Annotated in this window: 12 protein-coding genes; all 12 read right to left on the bottom strand. The window is 50.1% G+C overall.

Annotation, left to right across the window (positions count from 1 at the left end; translation table 11 throughout):
* Positions 1-293 precede the first annotated feature (293 nt).
* Positions 294-1298: a DUF1835 domain-containing protein gene (locus tag ABEA66_RS31530; protein WP_345593855.1), complete on the bottom strand. Its 1005-nt coding sequence runs from the start codon at positions 1296-1298 to the stop codon at positions 294-296.
* Between the two features lie 65 nt (positions 1299-1363).
* Positions 1364-3382, bottom strand: coding sequence for an NAD-dependent DNA ligase LigA (gene ligA / locus ABEA66_RS31525; RefSeq protein ID WP_345593853.1), 2019 nt, complete (start codon positions 3380-3382; stop codon positions 1364-1366).
* A gap of 51 nt (positions 3383-3433) precedes the next feature.
* Positions 3434-5776 (bottom strand): DNA helicase PcrA, encoded by a 2343-nt coding sequence (pcrA, locus tag ABEA66_RS31520; protein ID WP_345593851.1) that lies wholly within the window; start codon positions 5774-5776, stop codon positions 3434-3436.
* Between the two features lie 16 nt (positions 5777-5792).
* Positions 5793-6506: a heptaprenylglyceryl phosphate synthase gene (pcrB, locus tag ABEA66_RS31515; RefSeq protein WP_345593849.1), complete on the bottom strand. Its 714-nt coding sequence runs from the start codon at positions 6504-6506 to the stop codon at positions 5793-5795.
* A 174-nt stretch (positions 6507-6680) separates the two neighbouring features.
* A complete protein-coding gene (locus ABEA66_RS31510; RefSeq protein WP_345593847.1) occupies positions 6681-8621 on the bottom strand; it encodes an ABC transporter permease in 1941 nt (646 codons plus the stop codon).
* On the bottom strand, positions 8596-9375 hold the full coding sequence (locus ABEA66_RS31505; protein ID WP_345593845.1) for an ABC transporter ATP-binding protein: 780 nt from the start codon (positions 9373-9375) through the stop codon (positions 8596-8598). The genes ABEA66_RS31510 and ABEA66_RS31505 overlap by 26 nt, the downstream gene beginning before the upstream one ends.
* A 120-nt stretch (positions 9376-9495) precedes the next feature.
* Positions 9496-10572, bottom strand: a complete 1077-nt coding sequence (locus ABEA66_RS31500) for a sensor histidine kinase (protein ID WP_345593843.1) — start codon at positions 10570-10572, stop codon at positions 9496-9498.
* Entirely contained in the window at positions 10569-11276 is a 708-nt protein-coding gene (locus ABEA66_RS31495) for a response regulator transcription factor (RefSeq protein ID WP_345593841.1), read from the bottom strand. Before ABEA66_RS31495 ends, ABEA66_RS31500 begins: the two co-directional genes overlap by 4 nt.
* 193 nt (positions 11277-11469) lie before the next feature.
* Positions 11470-12441: a spore coat protein gene (locus tag ABEA66_RS31490; RefSeq protein WP_345593839.1), complete on the bottom strand. Its 972-nt coding sequence runs from the start codon at positions 12439-12441 to the stop codon at positions 11470-11472.
* A gap of 23 nt (positions 12442-12464) precedes the next feature.
* Positions 12465-12707 carry a hypothetical protein gene (locus ABEA66_RS31485; protein ID WP_079914305.1) on the bottom strand — a complete coding sequence of 81 codons (243 nt, stop codon included), beginning with the start codon at positions 12705-12707 and terminating at the stop codon, positions 12465-12467.
* A 138-nt stretch (positions 12708-12845) separates the two neighbouring features.
* On the bottom strand, positions 12846-13832 hold the full coding sequence (locus ABEA66_RS31480; protein WP_345593837.1) for a DUF4340 domain-containing protein: 987 nt from the start codon (positions 13830-13832) through the stop codon (positions 12846-12848).
* Positions 13829-15220 carry a GldG family protein gene (locus ABEA66_RS31475; protein WP_345593835.1) on the bottom strand — a complete coding sequence of 464 codons (1392 nt, stop codon included), beginning with the start codon at positions 15218-15220 and terminating at the stop codon, positions 13829-13831. The genes ABEA66_RS31480 and ABEA66_RS31475 overlap by 4 nt, the downstream gene beginning before the upstream one ends.
* Between the last annotated feature and the right edge of the window lie 11 nt (positions 15221-15231).

Raw genomic sequence — 15231 nt, 5'->3', positions numbered from 1 at the left:
AGCCAGGATCAAACTCTCCAATAAAGTGTCACCGAAGTGACTTATATTAGAGCTTGTCTTAAGCTCAAAATGATACAATGTTATACTGGCATTCAAACATCATTTGTTCAGTTTTCAAAGAGCTTTCAATGTCACTCATTTTGCCGTGACAAGAATTTATCTTATCATAATCGACATCTTATTGCAACATCTTTTTTTAACTTTTTTTGTTGCGTCATCTCTTCAGGCCTTGCAGCCCTCAGCGGCGACAAAAAGTAATGTACCACAAACGGGATAGGTAATGCAACTATTTTTTAAAAATAATTTTTACCAAGCTGCTGATTGGCTGAATCCCAACGCCAAATCCCTCTTTGTCCATAAAGATGAACCCCGCCTACCCATCGGTTCACTTCGTTTCGTTCCACGAAATCCGCTTGCCCTGACATCACTTGTTCGCCCAAAGGAGTCATTCTGACCGTCCATTGCCCGAAGTCGATTGGCCCTTCGCTCATGTAGCCCGGCAAAGGCGGACCTGTCACTTCAATAAGAGGTTCCGGTTTTAAGTACAGGCCCTTTACATAGCCCCAGTACTGTACATCTCCCAGCCCGTAGGAGGGGATTGATTCCGATATATGGCGAAACAAATCCGGCAGCCGTTCCAATCCGGTGCTCAGTCCTTCCAAGGTAGCTTGCTCTGCACGGCTCAGACCGTTAAAGACTGATGGAAAGCGTTCAAGGTGACACTTCATTGAACTACCCAAAAAAGGCAGCGTAGAAGTATCTTCCTTCAAAAGCTTGATTAGATCGCGAGGATCACAGGATGCATAAGCGTTCCAGGCCCGGCCTGCAAGCTCCAGCTGTTCTTTGGATACCGGTACCCAGGTTCCGTCCAGCTGCCTGGTCTGCTGCGGGGTAAGCTGCCCGAGCCCTCTAAAAGGGTGCACATCGGGAAATGAATCTATACAAACAAGGTAAAGATCCGTATTAGCCAGAAGGAACTCATGCTTGTGAAACCATTGAAGCAAATAGATCAGCATGGTCTGATCGAACAAATCGTGCTCAAACCAAAGCACAATGTCCTTATAACGAAAGCAATCTCGGAGTTTGCTTTCCTGATCATCCGTATAGGAGCGAAAGACATTGGCAGGAACCCCTCTTGCGGCGAAATAGTTCAACCTCGCTTCTCTTGTCCCATGATCTGTAAAGGTAACCGAAAGAGGCCCTTCGTATAACGACTCCCGCCATACAAGAACCTCTCCCGCTATGCCGCTCTCTTTCAGAGTTGAGCCAAAGCTGTCTCCATTCACAATATGAAGCATCCCTTTGATCCCTCCTCGCCTGATTTACAACCAAAGAGGAGGCGTTCTGCCTCCCCTAAATAAACTTATGCCATTCCCAGCAGCTGCAGAAGCTCCTGCTCATCGTCAATAACACGAATGCCGAGTTCTTGCGCTTTGGTCAGCTTGCTTCCGGCGCTTTCGCCCGCAATGACAATATCGGTCTTTTTGGATACACTTCCGGTAATCTTAGCCCCCATAGCCTCCAGCTTTTTGCCGGCTTCATCACGGCTCATGGCGGACAATGTGCCGGTCAGAACGACCGTTTTGCCGAAAAACGGATTATCCGTATTAACGACCGCCGGCGCTTCTTCACTAACGGGGTTCACCCCTGCTTGGAGCAGACGCTCAATGCTTCGCTGCATGACAGGATCGCGGAAGAAACCGACAATGCTCTCGGCCACAATCTCCCCGATGTCCTGCAGGGTAACAAGCTCTTCCGTCGTAGCCTCCATAAGCTTTTGAAGGCTTCGGTAATGGTCGGCCAGCACCTTGGTCGTCGTCTTGCCCGTATTAGGAATGCCCAGCGCAAACAAGAACGACGCCAAGTCGCACTGCTTGCTCTTCTCAAAAGCGGTGAGCAGCTTGTTCGCCTTTTTCTCCCCGAACCTGTCCAGCTTGATTAAATCATCGAAGGTCAAGTCATATAAATCGGCAGGGTCGCGAACATCCAGCTCCTGATACAACTGCTCTGCCGTCATGATGCTGAACGTCTCGATATCCATAGCGTCACGGGATGCAAAATGGGTAATGCGGCCGATCAGCTGAGGCCTACACTCCAAACGGTTCAAGCAGAACAAATGAGCGCCCTTTAGTTCGAGTACGGACCCGCAGGAAGGGCAGTGCTCCGGATAGACAATTTCTTCGCCGTCCTGTTCGTCTGTCGCCTTTCCGAGAATTTCCGGAATCACGTCATTGGAACGGCGAATCAGCACATGGCTCCCGAGAGCATGCTTCAAGTTCTTCCGCTCGATATCGCCGATGTTGTTCAACGTACAGTTCTGTACTGTAACCCCTGCTATGTCGACAGGCTCGACCTTGGCTACAGGGGTAATTTTGCCCGTTCGGCCCACTTCCCAGGATACGGACAAAAGCGTGGTAACTGCCTCTTCCGCCTCGAATTTATAGGCGACGGCCCAACGCGGAAATTTATCGGTGTAGCCGAGCACTTCCCGCGTGCGCATATCGTTGATTTTGACGACGAGTCCGTCGATCAAAAAGTCGAAGGTATTGCGCATCGAAAGGATGCTTTCCAGCTCCTGCACGACCGCTTCGATGGAATCGAAAAATTTGACGAACGGGCTCACCCGGAAACGGTTGTCCCGCAGGAAATCTACCATCTCCCGATGGTCCTCAAAGGCCAGGCCGTCCGTATAGCCTACATTATAAAAATAAGCGTTCAGCTTCCGTTCCGCCGTTACTTTAGGGTTCAGGTTTCTAAGCGCCCCTGCAGCTGCGTTACGGGCATTTTTAAGCGGCTCTGCCGCGGTTTTGTTGTACTCCTCCAGCACGGACAGGTTCATGATGCCTTCGCCCTGAATTTCAATGATGCCTTCATTATAAGGAATGGTCAGCGGAATGGACCGGATTGTCTTAACCTGAGCCAATATGCCCTCGCCGACCACTCCGTTCCCGCGCGTAGCCGCCTGGACCAGAGCCCCGTTCTCATAAGTCAGGTTGAGGGTCAGCCCGTCAAACTTTAACTCCACGACAAAGGAAAGCGGCGGAAGCGGATTCTCCGGATTGCGGCTGTTGTAGTCGTTAACAAGCTTGGAAGCACGAGTATGCCACGCCATCAAATCGTCGAGATTCTGGGCCTTATCCAAGCTCCACAGCCTTGATCTGTGCTTATGCTCATCGAAGCCTTTCAAGAGCTGGTCTCCGACCCTCTGGGTTGGGGAGTCGGGCAGTGTAATTCCCGTCTCCCGCTCCATAGCGACCAGACGGTCGTACAATTTATCGTACTCCGCATCGCTAATACTTGGTTCATCCTTCGTGTAATACAAATAATTATGATGGTTAATTTCTTCGATGAGGGCTTTCATGGCCTGCAGAGCATCCGTCATATAAAGAAAACCTTCCTCTCCAAATAGAATCCGTTCCCGGGCATTCTAACTTCAGCTTTCCTTGGTAATCGGCGCAAACTTGGCAAGCAGCCGTTTGACTCCGACGGGCGCCGGAAAGGCGATCTGCAGCTCTGTATCATCGCCGGCACCCTTGATTGCGACAACAACGCCGGTTCCCCATTTGCCATGGGAGACTTTATCGCCCATTTTGTAGTCGCCGACCTGCTTGGCTGCGCCACCGCTGGCGGTTGCCCCAGGCCGTGCAGCGGATGAAGCGGCGCCTCCCACGGTAGGCCGGAAGCCGGCCGCTTTGCTCGGCACCGCCGTAGAGGTGCTTCCAGCCCCGGCGGAGCCGAAGCTGCCTCCGCTGCCGTAACGGCCCTCCCGGCTCCCCCAGGAGCTGACCGCCCGGCCGCCGCCTATCGTCCCTCCAGGTGAAGCTGCCTCTAGCAGCTCCTCCGGAATCTCGCTCAAGAACCGGGATGGAGGGTTCATGTTCGTACGGCCGAAGAGCGTCCGCATTCTGGCGCAGGTCAGGAACAGCTCCTGTTCCGCACGGGTAATACCGACGTAGGCAAGCCGCCGCTCCTCCTCGAGCTCCTCATTATCATTAGAAGCGCGGCTGTGAGGGAACACGCCCTCCTCCATCCCGATGATAAATACGATAGGGAATTCCAGTCCCTTTGCGCTATGCATCGTCATGAGAACGACCGAATTATTGGCATCGGCCGCATCCTCCGCGGCATCGTTCATCGAGTCGATATCGGCAATAAGCGCCAAATCGGTCAAGAAGGAAACGAGCGATTTATCCTCATTGCGCTTTTCAAATTCCATCGTAACGGACAGGAACTCATCTATATTTTCAAGCCTGGCCGTCGACTCGATCGTTTTCTCACGCTGCAGCTCCAGCCGGTATTCCGTGAGCTCCAGCATTTTTTCCGTCAGTTCGGTGACAGATAAATATTCGACCATTCGATTCAGATTGTCGATCATCTCGCGGAAATCGCTCAGTGCGTTCTTCGCTTTGCCGCTGATTTCCAGACCATCGATCTCTTCAAGCATCGCGAACATCGAAATGCCTCGTCTGCCTGCCGCCTCCATTAAGCGATCGACCGTCGTATCACCGATCCCGCGCTTGGGTACATTGACAATCCTCATAAAGCTTACATCGTCATCCGTATTGGAAATAAGCCGCAAGTAAGCAAGAATATCCTTGATCTCTTTACGGTCATAGAACTTGATGCCGCCGACGATCTGATAAGGAATATCCGATTTGATCAATATTTCCTCTATAACCCGGGACTGGGCGTTCGTACGGTATAAGATCGCATGCTGGTCGTATCGTTTGCCGTTTTTTACATTTTTATTAATTTCATTGGTGATAAAGTACCCTTCTTCATGCTCCGAATCCGCTTGATAGAAGCGAATTTTATTGCCCTCGCCCTTATCGGTCCACAGGTTCTTGGCCTTGCGTCCGGCATTGTTGGAAATAACCTTGTTCGCGGCATTCAAGATATTCGAGGTCGACCGGTAATTTTGCTCCAGCAATATGGTCGTCGCGTTAGGGTAATCCTTCTCAAAGTTCAGGATATTGCTGATATCCGCGCCGCGCCAACGATAGATCGACTGATCGCTATCCCCTACGACACAAATGCGTTTATGCTTGTCTGCAAGCATGAGGCACAGCATATATTGAGCGCGGTTCGTATCCTGATATTCGTCTACATGGATATATTGGAATTTGTTCTGGTAAAACTCCAGCACTTCCGGAACTTCCTTGAACAATTGAATCGTGGTCATAATCAGGTCGTCAAAGTCCAAAGAGTTGTTCATCTTCAGCTTTTTCTGGTAGAGCTTGTACACCCTGGCCACAATGCCGTCAAAATAGTCCCCGATCAGGTTCTCGAGCATTTCCGGCGTCTTCAGCTCGTTCTTGGCCGTACTGATGGCAGCCTGAACCGCTTTCGGCTCGAATTTCTTGGAGTCGATGTTAAGCTCCTTCATGCAGTTCTTGACAACGGACAGCTGATCGCCGGAATCCAGAATAGTAAAGCTGGAAGAAAACCCGATGCGCGATATGTCCTTGCGAAGAATTCTTACGCACATAGAGTGAAACGTAGATACCCAGATGTCCTGGCCGCCGGGGCCCACCAGCTTGCCTACGCGCTCCTGCATCTCTCTGGCCGCTTTATTCGTAAAGGTGATGGCCAGTATGCTCCAAGGGGCTGCTTTTCTCGTGGCTATCAAATAGGCGATCCGGTGCGTCAACACGCGGGTTTTACCGCTGCCCGCTCCCGCCATAATCAACAATGGGCCGTCTACGGTTTCTACGGCCTTCTTTTGCTGAGGGTTCAAGGTTTGTATGGATGCAAATATGTCAAACGTATCGTTCATTGTACTTCAATTCCTTTCACTGCATATTGCTTGCGGCCTTTGCCTCTCTTACCGCTTGTACGGTGGCCAAAGCCTGCTCCGGCTGATCATAGACGGCATTGCCCACAATAACGGTATGCGCTGCCGCGGCCGCTTGATAAGCCTTCTCCGGACTATCAATACCGCCTCCGTAAAACAATCTCGCGTCCTTCAGGAGCCCCTTCACTCGAGCCACCCATTCCATATTGCCAAACACACCGCTGTATTCCATATAAAAAACCGGACAATGCAGCAAGCGGTCCGCCATTCTGGCATAGGCCTCGACATCCTTGATGTCCAGCGCCGTGTTCGCTTCTGTTATCTGCGCTGCCGCGGACTGCTTGTTCAATATCACGTATCCTTCCGTCGCCACTTGGCTCCAGTCCAATAGAGCTCCGTATTCACGAAGCGCTCTCTGGTGATGTCCTACGATCCATTGAGGATTCCCCGCATTCAATACCATGGGAATAAAAAACCTGTCAAAGCCCGGCACAATGGCATCCAGATCGGATACCTCCAGTACACAAGGCACCTCGTATCTTCTAATCCGCGATAAAAGGTCTACTGTATTGTCAAAGGTAATCCCTGTAGAGCCTCCAACCATAATGGCATCGGTTCCCGAAAGACATACCTTTTCCAGCCATTCATCCGATATTTCCCGGTCCGGGTCCAGCTTAAACATATGACTCCACTGCTTAAAATCCGAATGCAATGCACGGCCTCCGTTCTTAATTTGGCGCTTTCAAAACGTACTATTTCAACCTTCTCTACAGCTAGTCTATGCTACCGGGAATACCGTGTCAAATCCGTTTTTATCCAATTTTCCCCAACATTTCGCCGGCTTAAAAAGAAAAAGACCAGGAACACTTGTTCCTAGTCCATTTCTCTATTCATGCTTCATTTGTTTCATATAGGCCTGTCGTGTCAGCAGGAAGTAAAACAGCTGCATCACCGCGTAAATCAGCATAATCGCCAATCCGTATTTCCAGACGGAAATACTGACGAGATTACTTAGCGCTTTATAAGCAAATCCGGCGTGGATGCTACCGACCACTACAGGGATAAAGAAGATGAGCCCGATTTGGATATTCGTAATTTTGCGTATTTCCTGCATGGAGACGCCGATCCGGGTTAAAGCCTTGTACTGAGCCTGATCCTCCTGCAGCTCCGTAAACAGCTTGAAATACAGCATGCTTCCGGACGCCATAAAGAATAATACGCTGACAAACATCCCGATGAACAGCGTTAAGGAACTGAACTGCTTCATGCCCCAGAAGGCTTCCGTCCGATTGGCGAACCGCTTTTTCTGCTCGGCAGTCAGACTGTCTTCCAGCTCCTTGATGGCCCCGTTTGCGTTTTCCCAGTCCTTCAGCTCGTAACCGATATAAGAGGCTTTTCGCTCCTCCGGCGTTGAACTAAGTATGGATTGAAATTGCTTATCGTTAAGCAGAACGATATAGGTTGCTTCCAATATAGGGTTCAAGATAGCACCGTCCAGCTGGCCGTCCATTCGCAGCGTTAGTTCAGACCCTGCCGCTGTCGTCGACAATAAATCGCCTTTTCCAAAGAGGACCACCTCGGATTCGGAGTAAGGATTGATGATCAGCGCATGACCCGGTTCAACGCTGATGCTGGTCTTGCCACCGCCTTGTCTCTGATTCTGCCTTGCCAAGTCGTTATAAAGGTCATACGGCAAGAGGAGGGCTTTGATCTCCCTGTTATGAAAGGCCTTGATTTGTATAGAGGTAAGAATGCCCGCCGTTTGAATCTGATGATCCACTTGTATCCCTTGACGGGACATAACCTCTTTCACCCGCTCAGGCTCCAAAGAAGCAGGAATGTCAGAGCCTTTAGCCACATAACCGATCGTTTGGGGAAAATGGTCCAGGATCTGCCCCCGAGCGCCTTGATAAAACATGTATACCGACCCGGACGCCGATAAAATAACCGCGCTTAAAATAGATACCGTAAACAGGATTCTGGCATTATCCTTCATTTTGAAGACAAGCTGCGAGATCGTAATCAATTGGATGTTACGATAGTAAATATGAGGCAGCCGCTGCAGCCGTTTCAAGATCGCCACGCTCGCTTGGGTAAACAGAAAATACGTGCCCACCACCACAAGAAAGATAACAGGCAGCATCACAATGACCAGGTTGTTTGGAGTTGTAGTATAAGCAAAGTAATACCCTGTGATAAGACAGGCCGCCGACAAAAGGACAAGCCATTTGGATGAGACCGGCATCGTTTTGGGCTGCTTGGACGCCTTTAACAGTTCAATGACCTGATTCCTGCTCATGCCGACCAATGTAATTAGCGTAATGGCGAAAAACAACACCAGAAAACCGATCGCTGTAATAAATAGCGCCTTCGGAACGATAAGAAACCGTATCGGGTTATCCACTTGCAAGAGCTCGGCTAAAGCCATAAAAAACAGCTTGGAGAACAGGGTGCCAAGACCGCAGCCGACGACGATGGATAGGATGGCGATGGCGACATTCTCATACAGCACCAGCCTATTAATTTGGGATCGGGTCATGCCAAACAGGGTCAGCAGGCCGATCTCCTTCTTGCGCGTCTTCAAAAAAGCGAAGCTGGCATACAGCACGAAGAAAAACGAGAAAATCACGATCAGGAATTCGCAGCCCACCATTCCCTGTCTTACCTTGGCAGCCGCCTGAATCGTTCCGTTCACCACGTCGGGGTGAAAGATAAAGGAGGCATAGATGTAAAAGATCATGACGGAAAAAGTGCTGCTCAGGAAAAAAGCGATGTATCGATGCCAATTGCCCTGAATATTTTTAAGAGCGAGCTGTCGAAAAGTCATCGAAGTTCCCTCCCAAATAGCTTAGGGCATCCAGGATTTGCTGGAAGAAGGCCTGCCTGTTGGAGCCTCTGCGAATTTCATTGAACAGCCTGCCGTCCTTTATAAAAAGGATTCGTTTGCAATAGCTCGCGGCAAAAGGATCGTGAGTCACCATAAGAATGGTAGCCCCCCGCTCCTCATTCATTTCCTTAAGCGACTCCATGACATCCTTGGCAGCCTTCGAATCGAGGTTCCCCGTCAGCTCATCTGCCAGCAGGAGAGCAGGCTGATGGATCATGGCACGGGCTATGGCGGCTCGCTGCTGCTGCCCCCCGGACACCTCATAGGTGCGCTTATCCAGCAGATGGGTAATGTTGAGCGTTTCGGCAATTTCCTGAACCTTCCGCTCGATTTCAGCCGCTTTTGTATTTTCCAGCACGAGAGGCAGGATGATGTTTTCTTTGATGCTCAGCGTCTCCAACAGATTAAAGTCCTGGAATATAAATCCGAGCTGCCTGCGACGAAATAAAGCAAGCTGCTTATTATTCAGCTTACTAGGGTTCGTTCCATTGATTTCGATATGTCCTGAAGTAGGCTTATCTATGGTAGCGAGAAGATTAAGAAGCGTCGTCTTGCCGCTGCCCGAAGGCCCCATGACACCGACGAACTCCCCCTCCTGAACCTCAAGCTGTACTTGATCCAGCGCTCTATAGAAGGCATTGCCGTTTTTGGACCCATAGGTTTTGCATAAATTCTCCGTTCTTAATACTGCCATGTACTGGCCTCCTTACGATCACTCTTTACGTAACTGCCTCTAGTATAAAAAAAGGAGGGCCCTGGCTGCTATCGATTCACCTTACAAAACAGGCGGCTTTCTTACAATGTTGTCACCTTTCTATCGTGTAAGAATGTCATGAAGCACCGAAGAAGGCGGAAAATGCAGAGTAACCGTCGTTCCCTCCCCTTCGATGGAGGCGATCTGTACGCGATGTCCAAGCTTGCGGCAAAGCTCCTTGACCAAATAAAGGCCCATGCCGGTCGACTCCCCTACCTTCCGGCCATTCTCTCCGGTGAAAAAAGGCTCGAAGACGCGAGGCAAATCCTGCTCCGGGATACCGATTCCCGTATCGCTAAAAGAAGCGCAGACCCCGTCCTTGCCCTTGGACAGCTTGATCTCAAGCTGCTTGTCTGCGGGATCGGCCGTTCTCTTGGCATATTTAATGGCATTGGTGACAATTTGCCTAATAATCACCGCGATCCACTTCTCATCGGTTTCTACAAACCGGACATCAGCTTCGACCGTCAACTTGGGATATACTCCGCGTCGAATGCAGGCCCTCTTATGTTCATTGATGACACTTCGGATCGTTTGCTCCAGGTTGACTTGTTTCACATGCACATCCAGCTCAAACTTCTCCAGACGCGCGGTCTGCAGCATCATATCAAGCCCATGCGCCAAACGGTCGTTCTCCTCCTGGATGCTTTGCAGCACAGTCAGCGGAACATGCTCTTCCGAGGATTCTGTCTTCTGTGTCAGAAGATCGATGACGGATACAGGTGTTTTCATCTGATGAACCCACTGTCGAATAAACACATCATGCTGCTCCTGCTGCTTTCTGTATTGCGCCAACCGCTCCTCGCACCCGCTGTACAGCTCATGCACCAGCTCCATCATGATCATTTGTTCCTTTTTCACACCTACTGGCAAGCCGCTGATACGCTCCATAGGCTCATGGTGCTTGCGAATCCCAGACAGCCGGAGAAAGTACTCCCTTTGCCGTACGTAATCAATAAGCAAATAAGTACATACTCCCGCTAACGATAAAATAATAATATATACGATATTGTCCGTTTGGAGCGATACCCCCTGTGGTTGCAGAGCCAATTCAACGACGCATAGGGCAAGGGCAATATTCACCAAATAAATGATGATATAGCCTAGCCTGTCCGATATAAAGTCTATTCCTCTCACTTCGTACTCCCCCAGGATGTATTAAGCCGGTAGCCCTGCCCGCGTACCGTTTCTATGGCTTTGACTATGCCGAGCTCCTCCAGCTTTTTGCGCACACGTGTTACGTTCACAGTTAAAGTGTTATCGTCCACGAAATCAATATCGTCCCATAACGCCTCCAGCAAAGTTTCGCGCGTCACGATTCGATCCGCATGTCTCGCCAGACAATTCATCAATAAAAACTCGTTACGCGACAAGTCCATTTTGACTCCGTTCCACTCCATCGTGTTTTTGGAGGTATCCAGAATCAAACCCGCTACATTCATAGTATCCCTCGGCATTGGGTTCGCTCCCGCATATTCTCCGTAGGTTCTTCTCAGCACGCTTTTTACCTTGGCAATGACCACATCCAAATGGAACGGCTTCGTAATATAATCGTCACCGCCATTCTCGATAGCCATCACCTGATCCATCTCCCCGACGCGTGCGGATAAAAATATAATAGGCACATTCGACACGCTCCGGATTTGCCGGCACCAATAAAACCCGTCATAATGCGGCAGGTTAATGTCCAGCAATACCAGATCCGGCTTATGTGTCATAAATTGCTGCTTGATATCCCGAAAATCAGTCGCTCTCTGCGGCGAATAGCCATACCGCTCCATATACGATTGCAAAATCGATGCGATTTTATCGTCATCCTCCACAATAAGAATCCGATACAAGGAACACACCCCACTAATAAAGCATTTTTTTCAACCAGTTTCATTATACTTCTTTCCATGGGTTGCAGCGAACGAAAGAACCCTGCAGAGTGGGGCCTGCGCTTCGAAGCAAATTCCGGTTTTGGGGGGAGAGCACAAAACTATAGAAAACCCCTGCAATATATGCAGGGGCCTTATGGTACCCTCGGGAGTATTACATGAACTTTCCGCTGCCGAAGGATGACGATTTATCATGAGAAGCAGACAAGGAAGAGGAGGCGCTAGACTGATCGTCGGAATCGTGCCAGTCAAAGCTGTTGCCGCCACGATTGCTTGTTGTATGTGCCGCACTGCTGCTTGCTGCACCAGCGTTATCATCCGTCCAGTTGTAGCTGTTACCGCCTCGGGAATCGGATGCCGTTACAGCCGAGTAAGACTCATTACCACTGCCATACTTGGCAGTCGAGGACCCGCCCAGAGACTGCGTGGACGTACCAGTAGCTGTACCTGCCGACGTTGTTTTGTAAGCCGAGCCGGTATATTCATTGGCAATGCTTTGCGAAATCGGATTTTGATTCTGGCTCATGCCTGTCATCCCGCTTCCCGCGGTGCTGCCGAAGCCCGCGCCCTGGCTGTGTATCGAGCTGCCGACGGACGAGCCGTAAGCGGAACCGAAGCCCCCTTGTCCATACCCTTGTGTTTGAGAAGATGGCTGTTGGTAAGCCCCCGAACCCATTCCCGCATAACCGCCTGCTTCATAACCGGAAAAAGACGGCTGCTGCTGAAATTGAGGGTTCGCGTTATACATCGGCTGCTGCTGGTACATGATGCCGGCATTCATATTGGCGCTCTGGATCGAACGTTGAACGATGGATTGCAGCTGCTCAACCTTCTGAACCTGCTGCTGAATCTCTTGATGAATCTCCTGCTGATTCGCCAATTGTACAGAACCATATCCGTTCAATTGGGATAAAACCTGATATAATTCTGCCTGCTCCTGCATCGTTCTTTGGGACAAGCTTTGGAACGTTTGGCGGATCGCCGGGTGGGTTGCTTCCAAAGCGGCCGTCGTGTATTCACGAGCCGTACGCTTCAGCTCGGACAAAACCAGGTTGCCCCAATCCTGCTCTTGAAGCGGCGTATGCTGATGGGTCGGTTGATTCATATAATTTTGCTGTTGATACATCAGATGTGCACCTCCTGCGTCATTTAGTGAGTCATTTGCGTTTGCTGCTGCAGTGTTCTAAGCAATTGATCGGAATGATGCAGACGATCCTGGGCAATCTGCGCCAGCTTCTGCTTCAGCTGCGGAGACTGACAGTCCGCCAATCCGTGGACGGCCAATTTAGCCAGTAAATCTTCGTTTTTCAAGCTGTCGGTTATGTACGCCAATTCCTTGGAGCTGACCGTGTTCATACCTTGCTGCTGTTGCTGCCCTTGCTGAGTAAACATCGATTTGTCCTCCTTTCGTTTTGACAAGTCTAGGTTGCCCAAGATGTGGAAAACTATGTGCAGGATCTTTCCAAAGTTGGAATAAAAAAAACGCCCTCCTCCTGTAATAACAAGAGGGGGCGATAGGCCAAGCCTTGATTATTGGGATTGCGACGGTTCTGCCGATGGTGATGGCGATGGCGACTGCGCCGGTTGTTCAGGCGGTTGAGGAGGCTGCTTATACTTATCCGCCAGCTCCTCGATCGATGTTACAGGCAGGGAGTACGCCCATTGGCCGCCTTGCTGGGTAAGCCAGAGGTTATCCTTATCCACCTTGCCCAAGTAGACTACCGTAGTCTCTTTATTGGACGCATCGGCGTATTTAACCTCCAGCCGAAGCTCCGGTGCATCCATCTTCACCTGATCCGCCGGTTTGGCAAGCTGTTCGGTCGACAAGAACTGCACTTTATCCAGATAAGAGCTGGCATCAGAGCCTTTCAATTCTTTATCGCCCAGCTTCCAATTCGCTTCGTAGGATTTTTTATCCGTGTCCGTCTTCGTCAGCGTCCACTTCTGTCCCTTCCATTCCACGGTGATGCCTCTTACCTGCTCATACTCCAGCCGGATCGGGCTTTTCTCCATCAAATCCAGCTGGGTCTTGGCAAGCGACTTCACTTGGGAATCACTGATTTTAAATACCTCGGGAGAGCCGCTGAGCATGGCATAATCATAACCCGGAACGAGCATCGCGTTGCCTACGCTAAGCGTTTGGACGGTGCCGTTGTTCAGCTTCACCGAAAACTGCTGCTGCGGCTTATCCAATCCATACTTGGTCAGCTCTTTCCCTTCCGCGTCAATAGTCGACTCTTTGGTTAGCCCGTTAAAGGAATCAATCCAGCCTTTGGCGCTGTATTCGTTCAAGGGTAGTGCCGACGGCTTGGTCATAGTCCATTTACCGTCTTTCTGCTGCATTTCGATCTCGGTATCTCCCGTTTTGATCGTGTAGCTCGCTACATCCTGCTGATTGACCTTGGCAAGCGATGCAGCAGGCTCCTGCTTCTCCTTGAAAAAGTCCTTGCTGGATGCGTACCAGAAACCGCCTATGCAGATGAGTACCAGTATGATCGTCGGAATGAGCCTCTTCATCCTTTTCTCCTCCTCCACCAAATCGTGCCGCCCACGATGAGGAAGAGTAACGGGAACACTAGTACAGTGCCGTAGAAAATGGTTAATGCTTGACCTCCGGTAATCATCGCAGGCTGCTGTTGATTTTCACGCGGACGAATCGTCACTTGTTCTTTTTGCTCCTGCAGCCAGCCTACGCTGTTCAAGGCAAAGTCGCGATTGCCCTGCTGCTGGAAGAAGTCGTCCCTTAAGGACGTAAAGCTGCCTAATATAACGGCCTTAGGCTTGCTGTCTTTGGTCTCAACGACATAACCCAAATTCAGAGGCCCTTTGATATCCTTGTCGTCTTTGCTGGTTTTTCCTTTAACCAACCCGGATAAATCCGTCTCGCCGTAGGCAGAGTCGGTCGTCTTCAAAATGCTGGTCGCCTTGTAATCAGCAGCCGCAGGGTCTGCATTCAAGGAAACGGCCAGCCCCATTTGCATGAGCAGGTTATTATCCTGCAGCTTGTTGGTGATTTCATGATACCCGTACTCAGGAATAATCGTGAGCGGGGATACCAATCGGCTTTGCTTCGAATCTACGGCTACGGCGTGCTGGTCCGTAATGCCATATTGGGCCATGATCGAATCCAGGTTTTTCCAGGTCGTCACCATGTTTTCCGTAAAGCCAAGCGTCATGTACAGCTTGCCGTTGCCTTTTAGATATTCCTTGATAACCTCGGCTTCCTTGTCGCTCAGATCGTTTTGAGCGCCGATGATGAACAGGGCCTGCGCATCATCAGGAATTTTACCCTCGCGAAGCAGGTTCAGGTCCTTCACTGTATAGTTCTCATTCTCCAACGAGCTTTGCAGCAAGGTCATTTGGTTCAGCGGCGTTTCATTGTGCCCGGACAAGAAATACACCGTTATTTTGTCCTTGACGTTCAAATTCACCAAGGCTTGCGTCAGCTTCTGCTCCCCGCTGAACTGGTAATCAAACTGGGATTGTCCCGAGCCCTGGAACATGTCGTAATAATTGACCATCTTCTTCTGGGTGCCGCTCTCGACGACCAAGACGCCGGAAGGATCAATCCCTTGATACTGATTGGCTATTTCCGGGTTCTTCTCCATATCATACTGGTCAAATACAATTTTACTGCTGCGTTTTTTATATTCCTGCACCATATCGACGACTTCACGATTCATAGTCAAATTCGTTTGCGAGCTCGTAAACGCAATAATATGAACATCTTTGTCGAGTGATTTTAACGTGTTGATCGTCTGGTCGGATAAAGTGTATTGTTTATTTTGCGTCAAATCGACCTGCAGCGACTTCGTAGAGTTAAGAAAAATCGTCAGGACGATGAAGATGCCGATTACCGCAAGCGATAGCACGACCGCATTCGTTCCGCGAATCCACTTATTCAATTGCCTTTCCC

The organism is Paenibacillus vulneris (assembly GCF_039543185.1).
Lineage (GTDB): Bacteria > Bacillota > Bacilli > Paenibacillales > NBRC-103111 > Paenibacillus_S > Paenibacillus_S vulneris.
The sequence above is the reverse complement of the archived record's forward strand: the minus strand, read 5'-3'. Positions and strand labels throughout refer to the sequence as shown.